Consider the following 26141-nt stretch of genomic DNA (forward strand, 5'->3'; position numbering starts at 1 on the left):
ATCATCAAACAATATATTGATCGCTTTAATTTTATTGATCAAGAGAAATGATATTCTACTGTATGAATTTTTCAACAGATTGACTATATAACAAAGATCACAGCTGCTCAAATTTTGACTAACGCAAGAGCTCTAATAAGTAGCATTCTACTCCATAGACAATGGCGCAAATAATGGAATAGACATTGATAATATTGATAATTCAGTCATTCAAAAAATCAGCAATATCATTATGATAATAGAAAATTTCACCACTATCCCCTGTTTCCACACAACTAAAATGGCATTATTTCAATGAATAAAGAGCAAACTTCAGCTTGAAAAGTTAAAATAAATTAATTAACCTACCTAACGTTAGGTAATTTCACAGATCAATCATTATGAATCCAAATATACGCCATCAAAAAATTGGTTTTGCTCTTATTGTGCTGCTTGCGATGCTGACTGCACTAGATGCGTTAGCGATCGATATTTATTTACCTGCATTTCCTGAAATTGCCAAAAGTCTCAGTGTCAATCTGAATGAAATGCAGCAAACTTTATCCATATTTTTAGTTGGTTTAGCCATTGGTCAAGGTATTTATGGTCCCTTATTAGAGCGTTTTGGACGCAAATTACCTTTAATCATTGGCGTATTGATCTTTATCATCGGTTCATTGATTGCAAGTTTTGCAAGCTCATTGGAACTTTTGTTGACGGCTCGTTTTTTACAAGCGCTAGGTGCTGCAGCAGGTTTGGTTACACCACGTGCGATTATCAGCGATCTTTGTAATGAACAGGAAGCCGCAAAGAATTTTTCAATTTTAATGCAAGTCATGATGGTGGCACCTATCGTTGCACCCATTGTCGGCAGCTATTTAATTCAGCATAACTCATGGCAGATCATATTTTATACTTTAGCCGGTCTAGGCACGATTCTACTGCTTTGGAGTATCCGATCATTGCCTGAAACTTGCGCTCCTGAAAAAAGACAAGCATTGGATTTTAAAAATATATTCAACAGTTATCGTTCGATCTGCAGCAATCACGCTTATCTATACTTTACCCTTGCAAGTGGCTTTTTATTTGGCGGATTCTTCTTTTATATTAGCAACTCTCCCTATATTTTTATTCAGCATTATCAGCTCAATAGCAGTCACTTTAGCTATCTTTTCGCATTTAACGCCTTCTGCTTTATCGTTACAGGGCAAATTTCAATTTGGCTGCTGAATCAGTTTTGGTCTGCTTATAAAATATTAAAATTGGGTTTGAGTATTTTTTCAATTGCCAGTATAGGGTTATGCCTCAGTAGCTTGTTTGGACAGCCGACATTAATAGAATATATTTTGACCTTAGGCTTAGCGATTTGGTCAACAGGCTTCTTATTTGGAAATTTGACCGCTTTGGCAATGCAACAAGCAGAGCGCCATTTAACAGGAGTCGCATCGTCATTTATGGGATTAATACAATATGCCTTAGGGGCAATGATTGGATTCCTTGCCAGTCTGATGCCTGAGCACATTTCAGTTTTACCTATTACACTCCTGCTCTGCGGTTTGTTGATGTTCGCACTTAGCATTTATGCAAACAAAATGAGTAAATATGAAAAAACCACTTGATTGAACTATTGAAAAACACTCGTTTATTTACAGGTGTTTTTCAATACATCCAATACATTGAGTATTGCGGTTAAACGAAGTTGGTATTTTTGTTTACCACCATAAATTAATTCACTCTGTAAGGCATCCACAAAACTCATATACATTCGAGCCAAAGTCACATGATCTAACTGATTTTCAGGTAGATCTTTCAGAGCCTGCATAAAAATTTGCTCTAAATGTTCCATAAATAAGTGCATGGGTTCGATTACCTCAGCATAAATATGTTTTGGTGGATTCAGCAAAGCATTGACCCAAAATTGCACATCAAATGATTGATCAAATCGCTGATCAATACTACTCAAATACAGATTGAATTGTTGAAATACTTCCTCGCCACCGATCAATATTTGTTTTGCATAATTCAGTTCATGCTCAACCATGATGGGAATTAAACTTAAATACAAATCATCTTTATTTTTAAAATGCGCATAAATTGATGGCTTTTTTATACCGACATCCGTTGCAATTTCGTTCATCGAAGTTGCACTAAACCCTTGCTTTGCAAAACGTTCCAAGGCAGCTTTTTGAATTTTGATAGCAGTCACGAAAACAAAAACCTTTATTGCAAATCGTTGAATGATAGCATGTAAAGCAAATGCAACCCAAGCCTACCCATTGATGCAGTCAAATGACAAAAGTTTATATAATTTTAAAAAATAAAATCAATTCAAATGGTTATATTCTTATTATATCTCGGTGTGATATTGGTCTTTTGATGAGTTATTTAGCCGATATCAAATCAAAATTAAGTTTAAAGATGATTTAACCTCATTTTGTAAATTGGCATAAAAACTTGCAGGTAAAAATAGTGCCCGTCTTTCCGGGCTGCCAACTTTTTTTCGCGAAAGGATAGATGAGAATCTATCGCAACTACGATATTAATAAAATTTAACTTTGATTTCAACATTTCTTCATAACTAAAATTTATAAAAATAATGATCTTGAGCACGAGACTTTATGAAATTCATATCTATGTATAATCCGTTATTTATACTCAGTGCGTCGATGATGAGTCTATTGTATCAATATGATTTTATCGTACTTATTTGTTTAAACATCATGTCCATAAAATGAGTGTTTTAGGTTAACTTTTTGAGTTGGTAGGAATGGGGGGCATACGGTTAACTCGACAATCAGTTGACTGGCAAATTAGATTAAAGCGTTTGAGGAACAATTCCCCTTCTGCAATCTTATAGAACACTATGCATTGATTTGCTGATCCACCCAATCCAAAAATTTATTCTTATGATCAATCTCAGGCGCATTGATAATATTGATCATTTTTTTATTTCCAAATTGACCAACAACTTTATCAGGAATTTCGAAAATAAAATCATCATCTACACCTTGATTAAGCACTTTGAAATATTCAACAACTTTTTCAAAATTAGTCTTACTTTTGAAATCAGGTGTAAGCAACAGAAAGTTATAAATCTGTTCTAAAACATATGAATAGTTGATATTTTTCATAATTGATCCAATGTTTAATATTCAATGCATTCGATAATTTTTTAGCATTCCCACCAATCGTCAATAGAGCCAGCAAGACTCTATTGAAATTGAAGAAAGCACTTACATTTTTCCTCTAGAAATAAAACCAATAATGGTCAGTATGACCGCTACAACTAAAAGAATAACTGCAAAGTCTTTAGAAAGCCCAGCTACACCGCCAAATCCAAGTAAACTTGCCACAAGTGCAATGACTGCAAAAATGATTGCCCAACGAAACATATGTATTACTCCATAAATTAATCTTTTACTTTCACATTAATATTTAAAGAACTTGATACCAATACATGTTTATATCGGCATTTAACTCTTCAATACTTTTATATAAAAAATAATTTTCAAAGAATCATTTTTTATATAACTTATTAAAACTAAAAATGTGATCAATCTCTGCATTCTTCAATTTAGGCATGACAAATTTAATTGAAAATAATACAGCACATGAAATGAATAGCATGACTAATACATCAATCGAATAACTAATCATGAATAACAGGGTATAAAACCCAAAAAAGAAAGATAAGCTTAAAAATATTTTTTGAAAATAAATAGTAATAAACGCGCCATAAAGTAGCGCTGCTGTAAATAAATTTACATACTTGTTCATTCCCAATCTATCAAAAATAATAATAAGCAAGGAAATAGCGAATATTGAGACAACAAAAATAAATAAATTTTTTAAAATTAACATTTCATTCCCTCATATTTTATAGCTTAGAAAAACCCCTCCTCCTTAGTAAACCGGCTAAGGAGGAGGGCTACCCCAATACACAACAATTTTTATTATGTTCATTAATTTAATAAATGCTTTTTAATTTAAGTGTTAGCGACAAACAACTTAAATAATTATTCAGCTTTATAATAATGAACACTTGTGGTGTATGTAGGCAGTATAAATAAATGAAAAACAGGCGGTATAATCCATAGCTTACATGATTGTGAGAAATATCTTACATTTGTATATTTTTTAATCAATTTATTTTAATAAAAATTAAAATTTTACTTTTATTTTCAAAATCTTATTTTTAACAAAATAAATATTCAACGATTTAACTTAACAAATCACTCAAACAGCAATAAAAAAACGTTACATTTCATATTTTTTAATAAATTCTTCCAATATGTTCGCTTTCAATTTAGAAACCCTGTATGGTAATCATCAGTACTAATCTTCCTATGTGAGAACATAAAGCTTATTAATAAAATTAAAGCGTTAGCACCGAGTTCGGAGTAAATTTTATGATGGAAGACTATCAATGGAATTTGTGAGAGTTTTATATGCAAGTAAAGCTACGAGTATTCATCCTGATATCAAAAATGATCTCATAGAGATTTTGAATTCAGCTGTGGATTTTAATTCTCGTAATGAAATTACAGGCGTTCTTTACTATGGGCATGGATATTTTGTTCAATGTTTAGAAGGACGTAAAAGTAAAGTAGATGATCTTTTTTACAATCAAATTTTGAAAGACCAACGTCATCAAAATTGTGAAATTTTATACTATGAAAAATGTGACATTGGATTATTTAAACATTGGAATATGAAATTTGCTCCAGTCAACAAAAGGCTTGGAGACTTTTTTATAGAAAATCACCGGGATGATTTTAATCCCTTTCTTCTCTCAAGCGAGACGATTCCTTCTTTTATTGATCTTTTAGCTGGAGAGTATGATGTTGAACCTTATAACTTTGATGTCAATGAGTGATCCAATGTTTTCTTCTCAAAATGACTTAAGAAAACGCATATGTTAATTCGATTGTGTTATGCGAGTTCTCGCAATCAATTGACTTCTGATTTACTTGAAGATCTGAATAATATCTTAAACACTGCTAGGGAGTTTAATAGCAACAATCAAATTTTTGGTGTTTTATATTATGCCAATAATTACTTCTTTCAGTGTCTTGAAGGTGATAAAGCGATCGTTCAAACGTTATTTCAGCAGATAAAGAATGACCTTAGACATCACGATATTGTTGAGTTCAAAATCATGCAAATTGACAAAATTTACTTTAAGAACTGGTCAATGAAGTATGTTCAGAAGTGTTCAAAAATTGATATATTTTTCAATCAAATGGGATATGAGTTATTCACGCCAACTGCGCTCAATGAAGATAATTTAGATATATTCTTAAAAGAACTTCTGAGCGAAAAGCAAACTCGTATGCGTAAAAAGGTGGGGCTAAATCAACGTGGCGTATCAACTTTTCTATAAACTTAGATTAGACGAACGTTCGTTCGTCTAATCTACCAAGCATTTAAAGCTTCACAGATTGGCTGCTACCCAGTTGCTCAGTTTCACCAGTGATAGAAGCTTTAGCGAGTTTGAATAAGGTCACCAACTTCCCATTACCTTTCCAATATTGCGCCCCATTACAAACGACACGAATCAATTGGATATTGGGATCATTTTTCCCTTGCTCAAAAAATGCTTCATAGGCTGGTGACCATAATTGCTCAAGAATCTCTGGATCATGCACACACGCTGCAATAGCGTTAATTGATATGTAATCATTATTTGAAATATGACTATACCCGAGATTAACCTGCTGACGAGTTGCTATATTTTTAACTAATTCTGAGTTTTTAGCGCCAATAAACCACACGACACCATTAAAATCAGTGTTTTGTGTGGTCATAGGCACTGAATGTAAATGCCCTTCTTCAGTGATAAATGTGACCATCACAAATCGAATATCTTTTATTAATGCATTAATCTGTTCATAATCTTGATTTAAATTTTCCACGTTGATATTCCCTTTATAAACTTGAATCTTAAATATCTACCAACCCGCAAAACAAAACAGTTCCTTTATGTTTATTAAATGTTTAATCATGATAGTTAAAGATCATGATTTATGAATAATTTATCTTTTTGTTATTATTAATACTCACAACTTTAAAAATATTTTTTTTATATCTAATATATTGACCTATTTCTGCATGATCCAATTCATTCCATAAATCAAAATAAAAAAATTCAGATGTATCCGAATAAATCCAAAACCACATGAATGATTCATTTTTATGAATGGGATTATAAATAGTGTCCTTAACCTTAACAAGTTTGTGTAACTGAAATTTCTCATCTTGAAGTACAATTTCATAAATACACAATGGCATATTCTCTAAATTTAAAATAATTCAAACTATAACCTAAATCAGATTCAGCTTAATATTTTTATTTATTAAAATTATGTAATTTATTTTTTCAATTAATATTTTTTATTTTATTTTTTAATATTTATCTTTCATAAATCTTAAAATGATCATGTTCATCGAATTAAAGAGGTATTGAAAGTTGTGCCGCCAATAGGATAAAGGTCGGAACTTATGTTGATTTATAGTATTAAAAAGGAGTTATAAAAGAAGCCGAATATGTAAGTTTAGTTTAAAAACTCTGATTACTCAGTAGCTTTGACAAAATAGCTAAAGCATCACAGATTAAGATCACACAGCGATTAAAAAAACCATAACAATCATATATATTTAAAAAACTGAGTACCCGATCTTGGTAAAAGTAAGACAAAGCACTCAGTTTATTTCTAAATCGTTCAAAATCAAAAAATTATTCAAGCTCGTTTAATATAGCTTGATTAAAAGCAGGGATATCATCGGGATTACGTGAAGTGATCAAAACCCATCCATGAGTGTTACAACGATGTACTTGCTCGTCAATCCAGTTTGCTCCTGCATTCTCTAAATCTAAACGTATACTTTTATATGAAGTTAAATTTTTGTCTCTAATTCGCTCAGCATTAATGAAAGCCCAAGGACCATGACATATAGCCGCAATGGTTTTTTTATTGTCTGTGAATAATTGGATAATTTTTAGTGCATTTTCATCAATTCTTAATTGATCTGCATTCACCGTTCCGCCTGGAATGACCAGTAGATCGTAGTCATTTGGATCTAATTTTTCTAAAGTTGCATTTGGTGAATAGGATGCAGATTTTTCATCATCATGAAGAACGGTCTGTACATCTTTTAATTCAACTGCGGCATGAATGCACTCAATTCCTTTACTTGTTAAAAAGTCTAATGGCTTTTTGAGTTCATCATGCTCTACACCAGAGTTTGAAGTGATAAATAATACTTTTTTTGACATTTCTTACTCCACCAATATGTATGTATGTTTTTAAGCTAACAAAAAATTGGCTTTCGGATGTACTTGTTTAAACACCTTCTTGTTAATTGTTGAAATGCATTGTTGTAAGATTTGTTATATCTGTTGATTTAATTTAGACCTTTTTACACAAATCCAAAACGACAGTACACTCAAGTCTGATGGATGTATTCAATCTTAAAAGTTCATTTACCCTTTTTTAAAAGAGAGTTTTGCGCGCTTTGATGCTGAAGATTTTTTTTAAATTTTTATAAAATAATCAACCATATAGCTTACTTGATTACGTTTTATGAATATTAAAATATTGTACGCCTTCAAGCTATTCCAAATGCCTTATGGCTGTAAAAAAGTTTTCACCCACAATTGATCTGTCGAATTGAGTGAATATTGTGTCCTTAAATGTAGACGTGTTTCTTTAAACTCTAAAAATTCGATCTGTATGGGTTTTATGATAAATCCACCCCATGTCTCAGGACGAAACAGATTATGACGATCATATTTACTTTTTTCATCAAGAAATTTTTGTTGCATGGCTTCGAGTGTTCAATTTCTTGGCTTTGATCAAAAATATAAGACACCACTTGAGCGTCATGAACCCGTTTTTCCCAATAGGAATCTGCAAGTTGAGAATCAATTAGCGAACAGAATCCCTGTATTCTGATTTGATGTGCCACATGCTCCCACCAAATCGTTAGACTGACTTTGGGATTATTCAAAATCTCTTTTGCTTTATTTGACTTCAATTCTGTACAAAATATTAGGGTCTGTGGACAATTCGTCTATGTTTGCGACTAGGTGTATTTTTTAGGCGATTCTAGGCGCGAAATACGAAATTTAGTCATTCTAAATGAGTAGTTCGTAACGACGAAGCGACAAAAAACACGCTAGTCCCGAAGGGTTGTGGCTAAAATTATCTCAGGCTACGTTATGAAACTTAAAAATAGTCTCGCTATTCTCTTCGTTTCCTTGCGGAGTATACTCCTCATACCTGCTCAATTTTAACCTACAACGCAAGCCATTTATGAAATGTCCACAGACCCTAACCCTTCTTGATTAATTTCTTTTAAGTCTACGAATCGAGAGTGAGGAAAACCCTGATCATCAATGGTCGAAACACAAATCGCATTTCAATGTGGTAGAACACCACTTTGCTTTGCTTTTGACCAAAGATCTTGGAGATGTCTAAGCGGATGATTCATTGCTTTTATCCTAAGTTACGCTCTAACACTTGTCCTGACCACCCTTCATCATTAAAACTCAATGTAGATTGATAACCACAGGATTGATAAAACTTGACTAAATTTCCATTACCGCCCGCATAACAATCAAGCCGTAGATGACGGATTCCCTTCTCTTTAGCTTGCTGATCAGCAAAAGCCAATAATTGACGCCCTATTCCCTTATACTGTTGCCCCCGTTTTACGATAAGTAAACGTACATAACATTCTGGCTGAACTGCAAGCGGAACATAAGGCATAGCATCCCCCATAACAATAGCAGCACAAACACTACCATCTTGTGTTTCAACAATCCAAGCATCAGGCAAAGCAAGTGCTTCTGAGACACGATCAATCTGTCTGGCTGAAGTTGACCAGGGCACTTCTCCCCATTGTTGGGCATTTCCAATGGAGACGAGCCACGCAACAACGCCATCAAAGATATCTAACACCTCAGGTAAATCTTGAGCCTTTGCTTTACGAAGCACAAAGCTTTGTCTTGCGGTGGTTATTATTGTTTGCATATCTATTCCAATTGCTTTAATTGAAAATATCTCTTGCTCAAAACAAGCGATTACTGTACTAAAAAATGTCAATGGTGATCATGCTTACACCGCTATTTTTGTGTCACATTTATTCGGTTATATAATTTGAAATTTCTATTAAATTTTCATCTGGGTCACGAATATATACTGACATGATATTTCCGACAGCGCCTGTACGCCGAACTGGACCTTCTTGAATTTCTACCTGTTGATGCGCTAAATGTGTGATCACCTCATTCAAGGGTGTAGCTGTGATAAAGCATAAATCAGCAGAGCCCAGAGTTGGATGTTTGGCTTTTGGCTCAAACTCCTTACCTGCTTGATGCAGATTTATTTTTTGCTGAGCAAACTTTAACGCTTTTCTGTTATTTCCAAATGTAATAATTTCAAAATTTAAGACGTGATGATAAAAAACACAAGTTCTGTCAATATCCGCAACTGTTAAAACCAAATGATCTAAATGTGAAATTTCCATAGAATGCCTTCAAATCGATTGATCATAAATAACCAATTTATCAGCTTTTTAAATGAAATTTAATGTATTTTTTTCATACTCAACATCGTTTCAAGACTATGAATGTGGACCGATTCTTTGCCGCATCCAATGTTACACTGTCTAAATCAATGCAAAGTCGATATAGTCAAACCGTCTAATTTTTCAAACAAGCGACTCATCTTCAATCAATTTTATGCTTTTGATATGAATTTTAAAAAGTTTTGCTTAACCAGTTTTTTATTTTTTTAATTCGCAGATGTTCTTGCTATCGGGAGGCGACATGAATGTCTCCATGTTGGGTAGAGCTATATGGGTTAAAATAAAACACTGCTTTGTTTACAACGCATGAATTCAGTTAAATATATGAATATTCAAAGTGCCTTCTCCATGATGAAGAAGGCAAGGTGCGGGGATTTTATATTGATTTAAAGTTTAAAAAAGACCTATGAACGCAGCCTATCGGATATAGATCAATCCATAAACTTGAATAGCTAAATAACAGCTATTTGCATTTGTGCAGTGAGCTTAAGTACAATTCACACCATCAACACGCGCTATTTTTTTTGAATCTAAAGATACGATCGAAAGTGCCACAGCATCTACGACTCGGTTTAAAGCAGTGTTGGCTGTAGTGACGATATCTTGCATTTGTTTATGATTGCCTGTTACGTCTTGAGCAAAACTCATACGGCATGCCAATTGCTGATTTTGGGTAGAGTTTTGATCCAAAGTAATCGTGGGATCATTACGCTTCACAATCCAAGCTACAGACACCTCTATTTTTTCATTCGTTTGATTTGTCGAATGAACAATATCGAAACGTGAAAAATCAGTGGCAATCCGATAAGAAATTTTTCCACCCACCATCCCGCTATTATAACGATCCACTGCCCCCAGTTTTTGTTGCAAACCTGCAGATAAATTATCGCGAAGTTCCGCTCCTAAAGTTGAAGTCCACCGCTCATTGTCTAAAATTTGAGATTTACCCGTAATATCCTGAATCACGATAGGAGCACGATTGATACGATCAGGCAATCCTACAGGCAATACCTCAATGACAGTAACCTTTGAGTTGGCTAAAGGAGATACTTGAGTCGTTAAACTATAGTAGTTCGGTACTGGCGAGCTTGAACATGCAGATAACAATATCGCTGTAGATAAAGCGCCAGCGTATCTCATAGTCAAAGAAGCATCGAATAATTTTTTATCTGTTTTTTTCATTTATTAGCCTCTGCTTTTTTACCACGGATTAATGATTCTGGGTGTTGTTCAATATAATCAGCCATTAACTGTAATGAAGCAGCAGCTCGGGTCATTTGTTGCAAAGCTTTACGTACATCCTGCTGCATTGGCGCATCACTGGATAAAATCGATTCACTAGATTGCATTGTCTTACGTACATCATTCAATGTTGCTTGTAAGTTTGGTGCAACTTTATCATCCAACTGTTTAACCAGTTTATCTGTAGATTCAATGGTCTTATTCATATTGCTGAATGTTTTACGTACATCTTGTCCAATTTCATCGAGTGGGAACTTACTCAACTTATCCGCAATTTGTGATACTTGAGCTTGTAAACCACTTAATTCCGTCGCAGTGGTTGGAACCTCAGCTCGCCCATCTACACGCATTTTCAAAGTTGCGGCTTTGGCTTTTGGAAACTTATCAAAGGCAATATAATTTTGACCAGTTAGCAAGTTGCCTGTACGCATCTGTGCACGCCAACCATTTGCGATAAAGTTTTTGAAAATTTCACCATCAGGATCAAGCTCTTTACCATGCGCCAAGCGAGATGGATAAATGGTCGCATCTACACGCATACGCAACTGGGTATAAGATGGATCAAACTCAACATTAATGGCTTTAACATTGCCAATTTCGATACCCATAAAATCAATAGGTGCACCTGCGGTTAGACCTCGTAATGAATGATCAAAGTACATAATAATTGGACGTGGCTTACCATCAGGTTCTTTCATTGCCTCTTTACGAGAGTCTGATAAAGTAAAATAACTATGATTCGGTGCGATACTGCCCGCTGAATTTTCTGGATAACCAAAGGCAATCCCTCCAGCAACAATACTGGCAAGGGATTGTGTATCTAAATTAAAGCCTGAAGCATTTAAAGAAACATCTACCCCACTAGCTTGCCAAAAGCGTGCATCTGTAGTTACGAACTTATCATAAGGTGATTGTATAAAAGTTTGTAATTCGACACTTTTCCCATCATTTGCCAATTTATAAGCCGTAATCTGCCCCACATTTATTTTGCGATAGTAAATCGGTGCGCCAATATCAAGCGAGCCGAGATCTTGCGCTTTTAAGAAAAAAACTTTGCCGGGAATATCAGAGGCTACAACAGGTGGAACTTCAAGCCCAGTGAAAGTCTCCTGCTTTTGTTCCGCCTTGCCACCATCCACTTCAATGTAAGCGCCAGACAATAATGTATCAATTCCAGAAATGCCCCCTGTCCCTACACGAGGTCTAACCACCCAAAAGCGTGAATCCTTAGCAGCAAAATTACTGGCATCTTTACGTAATTCAATTTTGGCAATCACGTGTGAACGATCATCAGAAAGATCAATTTGACGGACTAAACCGATATCAACCTGTTTATAACGTACTGTGGTTTTGCCTGCGACCAAACCTTCTGCAGTACGAAATGACACTTCAATCGTTGGACCTGTATCCAGTATGGCTTTAGCAGCAAGTGACAATGCGATCAAAAGTGCGATGAATGGAACTAGCCAAATCAGCGCAGGTCGCCAACGCGCCTTCTTCTTTTCAGGTTCAGCGAGAAATACACCATTCTCCGTGGTCTCACTTGGGCTTGGTGTAGAATCTTGGTTGTTTGGCGTATTGTCTGGCATAGTGATCATTCTTTAGCATTTAATCATGAGGATATGGTTTCGTTTTAACTTTTCAGTTGATGAATAACAACTGTGTTCATCTGTTGGGGTTGTTGAGAATTCGCCTTGTGCGCTTTGAAATAATTATCCCAGATCAGTCTTGGATCAAAGCTCAATGAAGCAAACATGGTTAAAACAACGACTGCTCCAAAAGCCACAGCTCCAGGTCCAGCCAAGATGGTCGCTAAGGATTGGATTTGAATAAGAGCTGTCAATAAAGCCACAACAAAAACATCAATCATCGACCAGCGCCCAATAAATTCAACAATTCGATATAACAGTGCACAATGTTCAGGTGAAAAATGCCATCTTGAAGATGATTGCATATACACGGCGACCAATAAAAAAATCAAAATTAATAATTTTAAAATTGGAATGAAAATACTTGCCATGAATATGACCACAGACACCAGATAATCTCCATTTTGCCAAAAGTAGATCACCCCACTGATAATGGTATCTTGCTGACGTCCCAATAAAGAATCCGTTACTGTCATCGGCATTACATTGGCTGGAATATATAAAATTGCTGCGGCAATGACTAAAGCAAAAGTTCGATTTAAACTTTGCGGTTTACGCGAGTGTAATGCACTTTTGCACCTTGAACACTTTAGTTCAGAATGTTCGTCTATGCTTGAGCCAACAGAATTCAGTAAGCCACAACAATGGCATTGTATTAATCCAAGATCCTTTGCGCGCACATCGCTTTTGACCTGTAAATCAACATCAGAAAGATGCTCTAGCACTGAACTAATCTCATCATCATGATGATTCTTTTGTGTCATGTTAAGCTCCGATCGACTTCATCCCAAAGATCTTTGATCTTCACCGAAGCAATATAAACCAAAAGAATACTTAGGATCGTAAACGCCCAAAGTGCCACACCCGGAATTACCGTCACCATTCCAACCAACTTAACTAAGGTGACCAATACACCAATTAAAAAGACTTCCACCATCCCCCATGTTCTAAATAAAAATAAAGTTTTCAGTGCCAATCTGAGATAGTGAGGTCGGTATTTAAACAAACCAACACAACTTAAGACATAACTCAACAATAACAACTCAATCAATGGAACAATAAATGTAGTCATGAGAATCAGTGCCCCGACTAAAGGACGCTCAATATGAAACATGGTCCATGCAGCTCCAATCAGCGTGGTTTGTGAGGTATTCCCTTGTAACTCCACAATCACGATAGGGAAGCTATTGGCAATAACAAATACAATCAGTGCTGTAATGACTAAAGCAAGCAATGACGAAAAAGGTCGGCTGCGTCGATATAACTCTGCACCACAACAGGTGCAATAAGCACGCTCATTCGGTAATAAGTCAACTTTACGATAAATCGCATCACATTCTTCACAACCGACCAACTCATTTAAGTGAAGAGGTTGCGCCGATGCTAAAGGCTGATTATTTTTATTCGCCATAAGCTGACATCCGTTCGATTGATTCTTTCATTTAGAAGAACAGTTCATCTATCTTATACATCTTATTTTTAACATCTCAATCATTGTTTCTCTTAACTACACAATTTTTAAACAAATTAACATTCAATTCAGGCAAGATAACATCAATGATTAAAATAATTTTTTTTAGACTATTGAGACTTAGTTTTTTTCAAATCAGGACTGAAAAGTAAAACTCAGAACAATCATTCTGTTACTTCTATTTTTATACGATTGCAAACCTAAAAGCACCGATATACTATTAATCCATCAGTAAATTGATCATTAACCATAGCTAAAAAGCTTTCAAAAAATTTTCACCTTAAAAACTAAATAAAAGATAGCCTTTTACACAAGGCTATCTTTATCTTTGTTTAAGTACTTTTGATATTCAGCTGCATATTGTTTAGCCAAATCTTTTTTCTCTTTTTCACCTAATATTTTACCTGCTTGTTGGAAAAAACTATGTTCTTCCTCTTTTAAATGATGGTGAACAATTTCTGAAAGTTTTTTTGCAGTTGTTAACCAACTTGGATGACTAAATTTTGTTTCAGTAAGTTGCTCTAACAATTCATCCATTTCGTGATGTTCAGAAAGTGCATGTCTGGTGATATTCAAACCAGGATCTGTCATCATTAAAGGAATATAAAAATATCGATCTTCAGCAACAGCATGAGCAAAAAGTTCATTTTTCAGTGCATCAAATAAATTTCTTCTTTCTTCAGTATCCCCTGAGGTTTGAATGAGTTGTTCAGCATATTTTCTTTGCTTATCATGACTTCTTCTCAATTCATCAAAAATATTATTATTTACTTTAACATTCATCATTTACTATCCTTTTCCAATAATTCATATCAATTATTCTTAATGGTTTAAAAAAATGTTGTTGAAATTTGTTAGTAAAAAGCAATTCAACTGTATAGCACTGTAATTTTTATAAACTATTGTAAAGTTTTCGTTTTTATTCATATATCTTAATGATTAGACCATTCCATCAAAAATTTTCTTTTTTTAAATCGTGTGAAAACTTAATCAGAATTTGTTATTAATTTAACACTTAGATATTTTTAAAAATATTTTTTCTATTTTCTAAACTTGAGCTCAATTATTTTGAGCGAACACCGTCATATTCTGACTGGGTAGGTTGCTAAATCAAATTTGGAGCTAAAATGCCGAAAAGAAAATATATGATCTTTTTCTATTTTAATAAAATCCTAAGTTCATGATTAAGGCGAATCAAAACCCAGTAACAAAGTCAAAGATGACATGATATTTTTCCTATCCAACTTCACATCTCGTTCACAACTACTTATCTACAGTATTAGATAAGACTCCAAATGGATAATGAACGTGAAAAACTCAAAAAAAATATTTGCCTCCATCTTCACACTTCTTTGTGTATCTGGATGCAAAAGTATTCCTAGTTACTCCGCAGATTATGGTAAAGCTAGAAATAATGTAGTTGGTATTCCATTGACCGATACTCAAGCATTAGATATTGGCACCCGCTTTACATCCACCTTCAATACCTTAGGTACAGCTGAATTCATCGATAAGGCAAGTTCGTTATACGCAGATCAACTCTATATCAATGACACTCTTTCTCAATTTTCATCGCGACAAAATTTGATTGAACATTTTAAAGGCATGAATAAACGAGTTAGCAATGTTACAGTCAAATTATTAAACACGACCTATCACCGAGATTCTGCATATATTCATTGGTTTATGGCTTATGATTTCAAAATTTTTGGTGTGAATAAAACGATGGCGTCTTATGGCATCAGCGAAATCAAAGTCAACAAAGATCAACAAATTATTTTCCAACAAGACTTTTGGGATCCAGCAAATGGTTTGTTTCGCCAGTTACCTTATTTCGGAGGCTTATATTCATGGGTATTAACATTCAAAAAATCACCGTAATGATTATATCTGTAGCAAGTTTATCCATCAGTATTTCAAATGTTCAAGCAGCAACATTTAAACAGTGTGGAAATGGTGCTATTTTAGTTGGTACAAAACAGATTGGTAAGGCAAGCTACTTTGCAGAATCTTGTAAACAGACTTGGGAAAATCAAAGTATTCAAATGAATTTTTTATACAACCAGAATATTCCTGAATGGGCTTTCAAACGTGCAGCCACTCATTTTTTAAAGAAAAATATTCCTGATTTTAAAGAAACATCGGCTTTAAACCAAATTACACAGCTTTATAAACCAGTTAAAAATGGGGATTTATATACCTTAAGTTACGTCCATTCATCCCGCATATTAACGCTTTCACTGAATGGAAAAATATTAGGTCATATCCAAAATGATCAAGCCAATCAATATTTTAAAATTTGGTTAGGTTCAGCGCCATTTAATGCTAAATTGAAGCAACAACTCTTAAATTAACAACATAAAGTTATTGTAATGACAAAATATTTTATTCTTATGGTGGAAGACCATTACGAATTAGCCTCTACACTCTGTGAATTTTTAGAAGCACATGATTTTGTCATTGATCATGCACGTAACTTAGATACAGCACGTAATTTATTGAAAAATCATCCTTATCATATTCTTTTATTGGATATCAATTTACCTGATGGTTGTGGTTTCGATCTTTGCCACTGGTTAAGGACTGAACAAGGTCTAGATATCCCTGTGCTTATGCTAACAGCACGTGACACATTGGATGACAAAATTAAAGGTTTTTCTTCAGGAACCGATGATTACTTGATTAAGCCTTTCGACTTTAACGAGTTGGTTATGCGTGTTCGAGCATTGATCAAAAGATCTACAGGAGAGGTCTCGAATAGCAAATTACAAATTCATGATCTCATCTTAGATAGTTCACAACAGACAATTCACCGTGCCGGAAAAAATATAGAACTTCCACCTATTCAATTTAAATTATTAAAATTATTGATGAGGAATTCACCCAAAGTTATGACCAAACAAGAAATTATCATAGAACTTTGGGGAGATGAAGAACCTGAAAGTGATGCACTACGTAGCCATATTTATAACTTACGAAAAATGGTGGATAAGCCCTTTAATCAAAAATTAATTCATACCGTGTCAGGTGTTGGCTTAAAAATTTCTCTTGAACCTGATTCATTTAATTAAGATAAACCACAACGACCAGTCCTGTCGATGGTATTAACGCTATATCATTGTGAATACTCAAATAATAGAGGCGATCAAATAACTCTACACGCCAGCCTAATTGTTTACACAGCTTTTGCACCAGTTGGAGTCCAATACCGTGGCCTTTAGTTTGTAACCTTAATTGAGGGCTAGATAAATCCTGTACTTTATTATCATTGAGTAAATGAATACCTATACCGTTATCAGCAATCAGAACTTTGTTTTTTTGTATGATGATATCGATTTCTGATCCTTGGGAATAATTTAAGGCATTCCGTAAAATATTGCCGAAAACCATTTTTGTCATAGAGGGATACAACTGTCGTGTCTGTTCTGCTATCCCCTGATGAAGATTAATTTGTATTCCTTTCACTTGCCCCACACTTTCAAGATCAGTTTGTAATTCTTGTAAGATTTTAAATATTGAGCTGTGTTCTGGTGTAAGTGTGTTTGTCGTATTACGAGCAATTGCCAATAAAGTATCAACCAGTAACTGCATATCCTCTATGGTATTGCTCAAACGAACAAAGACTTTATTATCTCCATAACGAGCTTGGCAAAGCTGAACATTACCTTTAAGGACAGTTAAAGGTGTTCGTAGTTCATGACTAACATCACGACTAAATTCACGCTCACGATGAATAAATTCACTCAAAACTTGATGGTATTTCTCTAACGCTTGTTTTAAATATTCTGCTTCCATATTTGCATCAGTACTAATATCCTTAAATGGTGATGCCCCTTTGTTCTGGTGATCCCAGTCAATATTTTCTAAAGCATTGGCAAGTCTAGTGATTGGAGAAAAATAACGACGTGCACGACGGTTCCACCACCAAAGTACGCTATAAAGCACAAACAAACTTAACATGAGAGGTGCCAATCCAAACAACCAAATCAGTTTATTGACATTACTTTCACCAAAAACTAAAAGCACATGCTGTCCATTACGCTCACCATAAACAGTCATACGCTCCTTGCCATCCACAAAATGACGGCCAACGCCTGGTGTTAAATGCATGTTCTGAAAACTATTTGGCGCTGCCTTAGTCCAGCGATATCCATATAAATTTTTAGTATCAGGCAAATCTGCATTTGGATTACGCTCTACACGCATCCAATAATGTTCCATTTCCTGTTCTAGTGCAGTTTTCAACAAAGTGCCTTTAATCACCCACGCACTACATGTAATACCAATCACGATCGATAAAGCAATCAATCCGATTTGTAACCAGTAATATCGATTAAAGACTTCACCCAAGGGATGGGCACGCTTGCCCTTAAATAGTCTCAGCATAAATATGCTCCCTTGTGTGCCGCAATAAACAACACATTCAATTCAGATTATAAGACTTTCTTGCAAAACAAAAAATGACCAATAACCCATTCTTGTCCCTGTTCAAAACCAAAAAGTTCAGCACAAGCCATAAAAAAGATTCGCCAACGTTGCCACCATATTGCTGCATCTTTACCATAGGTTTGTTCAAATAATGGTTTTAAACTTTGATGTTGTCGGTCCATATTTTCAAGCCAAGCATTTGCTGTTCTTTCATATTGTTTACCTGACCATTGCCAATGCTGTTCTAATTGTAAGTGATCTTGAAAATGTAAGAAAGTCGATGCAGATGGCATAAGTCCACCACTAAAAAAGTATTTCGACATCCAATCATATTCATTTTTAATTTCAAATGGATAATGTAAAAACCGATGACAAAAAATGTGACACCACAATAATCCATCAGGTTTAAGCCAGAGATTTATTTTTTCAAATAACTTTTGGTAATTACGCACATGCTCAAACATTTCCACCGATACCACACGATCATATGCACTGGATTCAAGTTCTAATACATTGACATCACAGGTGATCACTTTTAAATGATTGTACTGCCGTAATTTAGCTTGTTCCTGAATATATTCACGTTGCGTTGCTGAGTTTGACACCACCGTAATGGAGGCATTCGGATAATGCTCAGCCATCCATAAACTTAAGGATCCCCAACCACAACCGATTTCCAAAATGTGTTGGCCATCTTTTAATTTTGCTCGCTCGCAATAACATGCTAAAGCCAACGCTTCAGCTTCGTCTAGACTGGTTTGTGCATCTGTAAATAGACTCGCACTATATTTTAAGTGCTTTCCTAGTACAGACTGAAAAAATGCAGTGGGAAGTTCATAATGCTGCTCGTTAGCTTTGTCAGTTTCAATCGCAATTTCACTACGTTTAAGCATGTTCACAACATCCATGTAACGCTGACTACCCAATTCAGGATCATAACGTCCTTCTTGAATTAAACGCTTTTTACTTAAACTTCGGATCACCGCACGTATAGCTTGATCTGGGATCAGCCCACTTTCGACCAGCTTTAAAGATTGTTGAATAATATAATCCATATTTTGATCTACTCTTTAGGTTGCCACGGAATAAACATTGAGGTTCGTTTTTGATAATCCCGATAATTTTGACCACGATGACGTAATGCTTGCTGTTCGCTAAACGGAATACCCGTGATGTAATATAAAAATACCCACATCAGTAATGGATAAATCCATAGCAGATAAAGCCCAGCTGCTAATCCTAGAATAGGATAGGCAAACCAATGTAACCATTCAAAAAAATAATTCGGATGACGCGAATATTTCCATAATCCTTGATCCATGGTTTGACCTTGATTATTTGGATTCTGTTTAAAACGATATAGCTGCTGATCGGCAGTGCTTTCACCAATAAAAGCCAGTAACATCACCAGTGCGGCTGCAATCTGTGCCCAATAGATCCATTCATTCCACTGTGTTTTTGGGGAACTGAGTAACGATAGCATGGGATAAGAAAACAAAAGCGCGAGTCCTGCTTGAAACATAAAAAAAGCCAAGAATCCCAAATGTTTGAATTGCCCCATAGCACGGCGCATATTGGCATAACGACGGTCTTCTTCTGTTTCATGCCAGTAACGGCGAAATAAATGCCACGTCAGGCGTAAAAACCAAATGCTGCTTGAAAGTCCAATAAAGATACGTACACTTAGAGGTGCAGTATCCAGCAAAAAAGCCGCTAACATCACATTCAATGCAATACAGAAACTCCATGCTACATCGACTAAACCCGCACGATTGTTATAGCTTACGATGAGCCAACAGAGCAGCATAATCACGACATCAAGTAAAAACAATTTCAAAAACATTTTGCTTACTCCTTGATATATCAATGAATGCTTAGAAGTTAATAAATATTTGCTTCAAACAACATATGTACATCACTGATTACGCCCTCTTTGAATCCTCCTTCGCAATAACATAAATAGAAGTCCCACATCCGAATAAAATTTTCATCAAATCCAAGTTCAAGAACTTGTTCACGAGCAGCTAAAAAATTTTTCCGCCAAAGATGCAATGTTTGTGCATAACTTTGACCAATATCTTCCAAATGTTTTAAACGTAATTTTTGTTCGGATGCCGTTTGCGTTAATACGCTGATACATGGAATAAAACTACCAGGGAAAATATACCGTTTAATATAATCAACAGTTTTTAAAGCTTTTTTATAGCGTGCGTCTTCAATGGTAATGGCTTGAATTAATCCCAATCCTTTTGGTTTCAATAAATTACGACATTGTTTAAAATAAGCAGATAAATATTGTTCACCTACCGCTTCAATCATTTCAATTGAAACCAATTTGTCGAATTTACCGTCAAGCAAGCGATAATCTTTTAGTTGCACCTCTACCCGATGTGCTAAGCCTGCTGCTTCAATACGCGCCACGGCTTCATCATATTGTGCTTGTGAAATCGTAATCGTTGTTACCTTACAGCCATAATTTTGTGCAGCATAAAGTGCGAAACCGCCCCATCCACTTCCAATTTCGACCAAATGATCCATGGGTTTGAGTTGTAGTTTTTGGCAGATCAAATCTTTTTTATACTCTGAGGCTTGCTCCAAAGTCATTTCAGCATCTTTAAACACGGCACTCGAATACATCATTGATGGATCAAGAAATAATTTAAAGAAATCATTACTCAGGTCATAATGATCTGCGATATTTTTACGACTCCCCTTGATCGAGTTTTTACGCTTTTTATACCAAGCTTTTAAAAAAAATTGGCTCGCTTGAGCAATAATATTTTGATTTAATTGATCCAAAAGATCACGGTTACGTGCCAAAATTTGGATCAATTCAACCAAATGATTGGTACTCCAATAACCACGAATATAGCCTTCAGCTGCGCCTAGCACACCATACTTGAAGATCAAGTCCACCAATTTTTTATCATGAACCTGAACTACTGCTACTAACTCAATACTGTCACCGACAAAACCATTCCACACCCCGCTAAATATAATTTGACCATGACGGAGTTTTAACAAACTTTGTAAAATCAAAGGTAGAGAATCTTGTTCACTGGAAATAAGTGCTTTCATCGCTTTGTTTTTCCTTTTTGTTTATTCGGATGCCGATAAAATGGGACCTTTTTCTTCCATAAACGAAAAGCATTTAGATAAATTCCCGCCATCATTTTGAAAGGTTCAAAGACACTATGAATAGCATATCGATGCTGTTGTGAAGAAACTGTGATGGGGGTTAGTGAAAATCGCATAGTTGCATCAAATTGCAGTACATCTTGTTGAAAAAGCTGCATATGAATCACATTTTGTTGCGCAGAGAAATTAAAACTCCATTTGTAATTGATGTCCATTGGCATAAAAGGAGAAACATGAAATGATTTTTTAAACTCGAATTTATAGCTGTTAAATTGAGAATGTTGTACAGCTTTGTCACGACAGTCGTGTACATATACTTTACGTTCTTCCCATGGCGTGTTGGTGATTTCACTTAGAATAAATAGCGGCTTTTCACTGGCATCAAAAATAAAAAAGAATACCACTGAGTTAAATCGATAACCTAAAGTTCTCGGCAAGGCTAAAACTCGAATCTGTGTATCTAAACCTAATAGACTATTGGCTTGTTTTAATAATATTTTTTCAATTTTTTGCCGAATTGTTCCATATTCTTCTATTAAAAAATCATTCGGATCAAGTTTGAGTAAATTCCAACGTTGTGATGACCATAAATAAGATTGCTCGGTAAAATAGTGGATTTGATCTGGGTCAAACCATAAATAATTTAACTTTGCTTCAAATTGATGGGACTTGGGTAAATAGCGTCGATGCCGGATCGAGGCTGGAGCTATAGCTAATTCAGTCAGCAACATAAGAACTCCTAGATTAGCTTTTCTATATGCTTCACAACTTGAGCTGCACTACGTACACCATCCTCGTGAAACCCCCATCCCCAATAGGCACCACAAAATGAGGTTCGATTTTGTCCATTAATCTCAGACCAGCGTCCTTGCGCTCCTATGGCTGATACATCAAATACAGGATGACGATACTCGCGCTCAACTAAAATCAGCTCTGGTTTAATGTCAAAATTTGGATTCAATGTAGCGAAAATTTGTGTTTGGCAGGACAAGTTTTGTAGTTTGTTCATCCAGTAGCTAAATGTGTAATGAACTCTTGGCTTGATATTTTGCGTATCAAAATTTGATTGATCTTGAGTAATATGTACATGCCAACTCGCCCATTGAGATTTCGACTTGGGCATAATTGTCAGATCATGATGTACCACCATTTTATTGTCTTGATAGGAAAATTTGGACAACACCTCCTGCTCTAATTCAGATGGATCATTTAATAACTTTAGACTGTCATCTGCATGACTTGCAAAAACCACCCAATCAAATTTTTGTGTCTCATACTCTGTTTGAACAATCACTTGATCCGTCAAACGAGATACACTGATTACTGCTTGTTTTTTAAACTCAATATTTGCAGACTGCTGTTGAATGGCTTCGACATAACGAGCTGAACCACCAATGATAGTTTGCCATTGAGGGCGATCTTTAAGCTGAAGCATTCGATGGTGTTGAAAAAAACTCACCACAAATTTATAAGGAATTTTTCCTACTTGATCAACCGGACATGACCATAATGCGCCACACATTGGATATAAATGCTCTTGGCGAAAAGCCTCGGAATATCCATTTTGATTTAGATAATCTTCAATACTTAAATTGATCTCAAGATCATTCACCACGACAGTTTTATTTGCTGAATAAAATTTAAAAAGATCAGAAAGCATGACTCTAAATTTTGATTTAAAAAAATTTTGTGGCCTACTTAGTAAAGAAATTTTTTTTGAAGGGTTATATTGTAAACCCGTAATTAGATTATTGACCGAAAAACTCATATCACTGTTTTGTGCTTTTACACCTAACTCAGCGATCATCTGGCTAAATAATGGATAATTATAATGATTGAATACGATAAAACCACTATCAATAGCGAGTTTTTGCTCATCAATAATCAAATCATGTGTATCAGTATGCCCACCAAAATACGTATTTTTCTCAAATATAGTGACCTGATGATGTTTTGAAAGTTTCCATGCAGCATACAGTCCAGAAATTCCCGACCCAATAATCGCAATTTTCATGAAGATTCCCCAGTTGAACTTTTATTGGTGTTTGTTTTAATGAAGATATTTACTTTAGTTGCTGATTGAGCAATTTTACTGAATTCATAGACTCGTGCTGGTATTGGTTTCAATCCCCAGACTAAACCGATCCAAGACATCATTTTTAAAAGATAGTAAGTGATATCAATTTGCCACCAATAAAAACCTTGCCTAGCGCTCCCAGCATAATAATGATGGTTGTTATGCCATCCCTCACCTAAAGTAATGATCGATAAAAATAAGTTGTTTCGACTTTGATCTTCTGTTTCAAAATCTCGACTGCCATATAAATGTGCGAGTGAATTAATACATAAAGTGGCATGAATTAATAAAACTGTTGAAACAACAAAGCCCCAGACCAATAGTTGTAGACCTGATGTGGCAAGCGATGGATAGACAACGGCAAGCCACTCACCCAAAGCATAAATTGACACTGCGGTTAGCAGCACAATGATCAAGCTAAAACGATCTAACCACACCAGTTCAGGATATTTCAGCCAATCTTTGACCACTTCTTTACGCGTGGCAAAATTATAATCATTTAAAAACCAGCCTAAATGGCTATACCAAAAACCATAGGTCGATGAATGTGGATCATGTTCTGTATCCGTAAACCGATGATGATAACGATGATGCGCAGCCCACCACAAAGGTCCACGTTGGGCACTCATCGTTCCAATCAACACAAAAACAAATTGAACTATTCGTGAGGTTTGGAACGTTTTATGTGACAAATATCGATGGAAAAATGCAGTAATTGAAAACATTCTTATCAGATAAAATAGCAACATGAAAGTGACAGCAAACCAAGATACCCCGACGTAAAATATACCGAGACAGGCAACATGCAGAATAATAAAAGGAATAATGCGTACCCATTGAATTTTCTTGCTTTCTGAAGAACTGGTCTGTACCTGAATCGGACGGGACCAACTGTCTATCCACTGCCTAACACGATTCAACATAGAGGTATCCTAATTTTCTAATCATTGGATTTTATATAAAGAAGTTTAATCAACCCGAAATGAAATTTATGTGAAGTAAATATTTTTTTTCATGACACTAAAACGTTAATGTAGATGACTATATCGGTCAATAACTCCATTTATTTTCATTCTATTGTTATAGCAATATCTTAATTAGTTTGCACATAACGTTGCCATATCCAAACATGGCTTGTGTTAAATATTTAGTTCGTATTATCTGATTTTAATCAATAACCTTAGAAACTCCCCATTCTGGGTTTGTAGATAAAGCTAAGTCTAAAGGTAAATACTCGTTTTCAGTTTATATTTTCATGAATATCACCCATGTATTTGTGTTGAAAATACATGGGGGAAATGTGCAAATTGCTGCTAATTTGTTCTACTTCTCGTTTCATATAATTTTCAATTTGCTTAAAGTAACTTTGTGTTAACCTGATATGCACATTCCCTACTTCGTATATTTAAACTGAATACTCTTTTAATTGATAAAAATTTAATTAAATATCTCAAATACTTAGCAAGCTATCTATAGCTAAAGTACTTTTAGATATATAAAACATTTAATCCATTACTCATTAGTATTGCTAGAATAGTTAAATCTTCTTAAGAATACTTTATTCGAAATTTACAGAGAATTTTAAGAGTCACTTTATTATGGAAATCAAACAAATAAAGTATTTTCTGACTGTGGTTGAGGCAGGGAGTATAGGTAAAGCAGCTCAAAAACTTGATGTTGGCGCTTCGGCCATTAGTCAACAGATGAGTAAATTGGAACAAGAGTTAAGTATTCGCTTATTACAACGTAATGCTTTTGGTGTGACACCTACACCAGCAGGTTTGGCATTTTTAAAACATTCCCAACTTATTTTGCGTCAAATTAATTTCGCGGTGGATGCTGCTCATTCAGCACGACTTTCAGGACATGTAAGTCTTGGTTTTCCTCCCACCATTACGGCTTTAATTGGTATTCCTTTAATGAAATTGATGTCTGAACGCTACCCAGACATTCGACTTGAAATTGTGGAAACACTCTCGGGTAACCTAATCCAATCCATTAATTCACGCCAACTTGATATCGCAATTATTTTTACCAATGAAATTGACAAGCAATGGTCTATACAACCCTTAGTTCGAGAACAGATGTATTTAATGGCGCGTAAAGAAGTGTTAGAAAAATACGGACTTTCAAAATGCATACGAGATGGAATTATTTCGACCCAACAAATTGGTGAAATTCCTTTAGTACTTCCACGTCAGCGCCATAGCTTAAGAAAATTACTCGAACACAAAATTGGACAACTCAATGTTGTCTATGAAATTGATGGACTCCACTTACTCATGGATAGCCTGATTCATCTTGACCTTGCAAGTATTCGTCCTGGAAGTGCTTGTTTGCAAGAATATCAACATAAACTTCAATTACTTAAACTCGCCGAGCCTGAAGTTGAACGTATCAATTATTTAGTCAGTCTTGCGGAAGAAGAATTATCGCCTGCAGCACTTGCAGCAAAATCAGCAATTAAGGCTTGTGTAAAAGAGCTCATTCAAAACCAAATTTGGCCATGTTCTGAAATTATTTTATAACAGGTCATTAATTTTATTAAACACCTAATTAATTTTGC

The 26141-nt window shown here is 35.1% G+C and carries 28 protein-coding genes; 7 read left to right on the plus strand and 21 right to left on the minus strand.

Annotated elements, in window-relative coordinates:
• The first annotated feature begins 380 nt into the window (after positions 1-380).
• Positions 381-1598, plus strand: coding sequence for a multidrug effflux MFS transporter (locus tag AC1Z3T_RS17580; RefSeq protein ID WP_483396826.1), 1218 nt, complete (start codon positions 381-383; stop codon positions 1596-1598).
• A 23-nt stretch (positions 1599-1621) separates the two neighbouring features.
• Here AC1Z3T_RS17580 and AC1Z3T_RS17585 read toward each other — a convergent pair whose 3' ends face one another.
• From AC1Z3T_RS17585 to AC1Z3T_RS17595, 3 genes are all read right to left on the minus strand, one after another.
• Entirely contained in the window at positions 1622-2185 is a 564-nt protein-coding gene (locus tag AC1Z3T_RS17585; protein ID WP_151713728.1) for a TetR/AcrR family transcriptional regulator, read from the minus strand.
• A 655-nt stretch (positions 2186-2840) separates the two neighbouring features.
• Positions 2841-3110, minus strand: a complete 270-nt coding sequence (locus tag AC1Z3T_RS17590; RefSeq protein ID WP_004831313.1) for a hypothetical protein — start codon at positions 3108-3110, stop codon at positions 2841-2843.
• Between the two features lie 102 nt (positions 3111-3212).
• Entirely contained in the window at positions 3213-3371 is a 159-nt protein-coding gene (locus tag AC1Z3T_RS17595; RefSeq protein WP_004831314.1) for a DUF1328 domain-containing protein, read from the minus strand.
• Between the two features lie 1034 nt (positions 3372-4405).
• On the opposite strand from AC1Z3T_RS17595, the gene AC1Z3T_RS17600 reads away from it, so the two are divergent.
• Both AC1Z3T_RS17600 and AC1Z3T_RS17605 read left to right on the plus strand, forming a co-directional pair.
• A complete protein-coding gene (locus AC1Z3T_RS17600; protein ID WP_058968331.1) occupies positions 4406-4855 on the plus strand; it encodes a BLUF domain-containing protein in 450 nt (149 codons plus the stop codon).
• Positions 4856-4894: 39 nt separating this feature from the next.
• A complete protein-coding gene (locus AC1Z3T_RS17605; protein ID WP_042089834.1) occupies positions 4895-5362 on the plus strand; it encodes a BLUF domain-containing protein in 468 nt (155 codons plus the stop codon).
• 43 nt (positions 5363-5405) lie between these two features.
• On the opposite strand, the gene AC1Z3T_RS17610 is transcribed toward AC1Z3T_RS17605, so the two are convergent.
• The 11 genes from AC1Z3T_RS17610 to AC1Z3T_RS17660 all read right to left on the minus strand — a co-directional run bounded on the left by AC1Z3T_RS17610 (position 5406) and on the right by AC1Z3T_RS17660 (position 14718).
• Positions 5406-5894 carry a pyridoxamine 5'-phosphate oxidase family protein gene (locus AC1Z3T_RS17610; protein WP_139421237.1) on the minus strand — a complete coding sequence of 163 codons (489 nt, stop codon included), beginning with the start codon at positions 5892-5894 and terminating at the stop codon, positions 5406-5408.
• A gap of 821 nt (positions 5895-6715) precedes the next feature.
• Complete coding sequence (locus AC1Z3T_RS17615) at positions 6716-7255, minus strand: type 1 glutamine amidotransferase domain-containing protein (protein WP_483396827.1); 540 nt, start codon at positions 7253-7255, stop codon at positions 6716-6718.
• 351 nt (positions 7256-7606) lie between these two features.
• Positions 7607-7804, minus strand: a complete 198-nt coding sequence (locus AC1Z3T_RS17620) for a pyridoxine 5'-phosphate oxidase C-terminal domain-containing protein (RefSeq protein ID WP_483396828.1) — start codon at positions 7802-7804, stop codon at positions 7607-7609.
• A complete protein-coding gene (locus tag AC1Z3T_RS17625; protein WP_483396829.1) occupies positions 7720-8016 on the minus strand; it encodes a pyridoxamine 5'-phosphate oxidase family protein in 297 nt (98 codons plus the stop codon). Before AC1Z3T_RS17625 ends, AC1Z3T_RS17620 begins: the two co-directional genes overlap by 85 nt.
• A 461-nt stretch (positions 8017-8477) precedes the next feature.
• Positions 8478-9014, minus strand: a complete 537-nt coding sequence (locus tag AC1Z3T_RS17630) for a GNAT family N-acetyltransferase (RefSeq protein WP_317807981.1) — start codon at positions 9012-9014, stop codon at positions 8478-8480.
• Positions 9015-9123: 109 nt separating this feature from the next.
• Positions 9124-9510 carry a VOC family protein gene (locus AC1Z3T_RS17635; RefSeq protein ID WP_317807983.1) on the minus strand — a complete coding sequence of 129 codons (387 nt, stop codon included), beginning with the start codon at positions 9508-9510 and terminating at the stop codon, positions 9124-9126.
• 546 nt (positions 9511-10056) lie between these two features.
• Positions 10057-10752: a PqiC family protein gene (locus AC1Z3T_RS17640; RefSeq protein ID WP_483396830.1), complete on the minus strand. Its 696-nt coding sequence runs from the start codon at positions 10750-10752 to the stop codon at positions 10057-10059.
• Positions 10749-12401 carry a PqiB family protein gene (locus AC1Z3T_RS17645; protein ID WP_004831326.1) on the minus strand — a complete coding sequence of 551 codons (1653 nt, stop codon included), beginning with the start codon at positions 12399-12401 and terminating at the stop codon, positions 10749-10751. Before AC1Z3T_RS17645 ends, AC1Z3T_RS17640 begins: the two co-directional genes overlap by 4 nt.
• Positions 12402-12445: 44 nt before the next feature.
• Positions 12446-13225, minus strand: a complete 780-nt coding sequence (locus AC1Z3T_RS17650; RefSeq protein WP_483396831.1) for a paraquat-inducible protein A — start codon at positions 13223-13225, stop codon at positions 12446-12448.
• Positions 13222-13872 (minus strand): paraquat-inducible protein A, encoded by a 651-nt coding sequence (locus tag AC1Z3T_RS17655; RefSeq protein ID WP_483396832.1) that lies wholly within the window; start codon positions 13870-13872, stop codon positions 13222-13224. Before AC1Z3T_RS17655 ends, AC1Z3T_RS17650 begins: the two co-directional genes overlap by 4 nt.
• 366 nt (positions 13873-14238) lie before the next feature.
• Entirely contained in the window at positions 14239-14718 is a 480-nt protein-coding gene (locus AC1Z3T_RS17660) for a hemerythrin domain-containing protein (protein WP_419320837.1), read from the minus strand.
• Between the two features lie 516 nt (positions 14719-15234).
• Between AC1Z3T_RS17660 and AC1Z3T_RS17665 the strand changes: the two genes are divergently transcribed.
• Genes AC1Z3T_RS17665 through AC1Z3T_RS17675 form a run of 3 tightly spaced genes read left to right on the plus strand, consistent with a single transcriptional unit; the run spans position 15235 to position 17003 of the window.
• Positions 15235-15813 carry a hypothetical protein gene (locus tag AC1Z3T_RS17665; protein ID WP_004831331.1) on the plus strand — a complete coding sequence of 193 codons (579 nt, stop codon included), beginning with the start codon at positions 15235-15237 and terminating at the stop codon, positions 15811-15813.
• Entirely contained in the window at positions 15783-16286 is a 504-nt protein-coding gene (locus AC1Z3T_RS17670) for a chalcone isomerase family protein (RefSeq protein ID WP_419320839.1), read from the plus strand. The genes AC1Z3T_RS17665 and AC1Z3T_RS17670 overlap by 31 nt, the downstream gene beginning before the upstream one ends.
• An 18-nt stretch (positions 16287-16304) precedes the next feature.
• Complete coding sequence (locus AC1Z3T_RS17675) at positions 16305-17003, plus strand: response regulator transcription factor (RefSeq protein WP_151798593.1); 699 nt, start codon at positions 16305-16307, stop codon at positions 17001-17003.
• On the opposite strand, the gene AC1Z3T_RS17680 is transcribed toward AC1Z3T_RS17675, so the two are convergent.
• Genes AC1Z3T_RS17680 through AC1Z3T_RS17710 form a run of 7 tightly spaced genes read right to left on the minus strand, consistent with a single transcriptional unit; the run spans position 16996 to position 24498 of the window.
• Positions 16996-18318, minus strand: coding sequence for a sensor histidine kinase (locus AC1Z3T_RS17680; RefSeq protein ID WP_419320841.1), 1323 nt, complete (start codon positions 18316-18318; stop codon positions 16996-16998). The genes AC1Z3T_RS17675 and AC1Z3T_RS17680 overlap by 8 nt on opposite strands.
• 47 nt (positions 18319-18365) lie before the next feature.
• Positions 18366-19415 carry an SAM-dependent methyltransferase gene (locus AC1Z3T_RS17685; protein ID WP_004831335.1) on the minus strand — a complete coding sequence of 350 codons (1050 nt, stop codon included), beginning with the start codon at positions 19413-19415 and terminating at the stop codon, positions 18366-18368.
• 8 nt (positions 19416-19423) lie between these two features.
• Positions 19424-20203 (minus strand): DUF1295 domain-containing protein, encoded by a 780-nt coding sequence (locus tag AC1Z3T_RS17690; protein WP_009584906.1) that lies wholly within the window; start codon positions 20201-20203, stop codon positions 19424-19426.
• A gap of 38 nt (positions 20204-20241) precedes the next feature.
• A complete protein-coding gene (locus AC1Z3T_RS17695; RefSeq protein ID WP_004831337.1) occupies positions 20242-21438 on the minus strand; it encodes an SAM-dependent methyltransferase in 1197 nt (398 codons plus the stop codon).
• Positions 21435-22229 carry a DUF1365 domain-containing protein gene (locus AC1Z3T_RS17700; protein WP_151713737.1) on the minus strand — a complete coding sequence of 265 codons (795 nt, stop codon included), beginning with the start codon at positions 22227-22229 and terminating at the stop codon, positions 21435-21437. The genes AC1Z3T_RS17695 and AC1Z3T_RS17700 overlap by 4 nt, the downstream gene beginning before the upstream one ends.
• 8 nt (positions 22230-22237) lie before the next feature.
• A complete protein-coding gene (locus AC1Z3T_RS17705; RefSeq protein WP_419320843.1) occupies positions 22238-23512 on the minus strand; it encodes an NAD(P)/FAD-dependent oxidoreductase in 1275 nt (424 codons plus the stop codon).
• A complete protein-coding gene (locus AC1Z3T_RS17710) occupies positions 23509-24498 on the minus strand; it encodes an acyl-CoA desaturase (RefSeq protein WP_151713739.1) in 990 nt (329 codons plus the stop codon). The genes AC1Z3T_RS17705 and AC1Z3T_RS17710 overlap by 4 nt, the downstream gene beginning before the upstream one ends.
• Before the next feature lie 675 nt (positions 24499-25173).
• Between AC1Z3T_RS17710 and AC1Z3T_RS17715 the strand changes: the two genes are divergently transcribed.
• Positions 25174-26103: a LysR family transcriptional regulator gene (locus AC1Z3T_RS17715; RefSeq protein ID WP_058968349.1), complete on the plus strand. Its 930-nt coding sequence runs from the start codon at positions 25174-25176 to the stop codon at positions 26101-26103.
• Positions 26104-26141 lie beyond the last annotated feature (38 nt).

This window comes from Acinetobacter sp. B-6 (assembly GCF_056930735.1).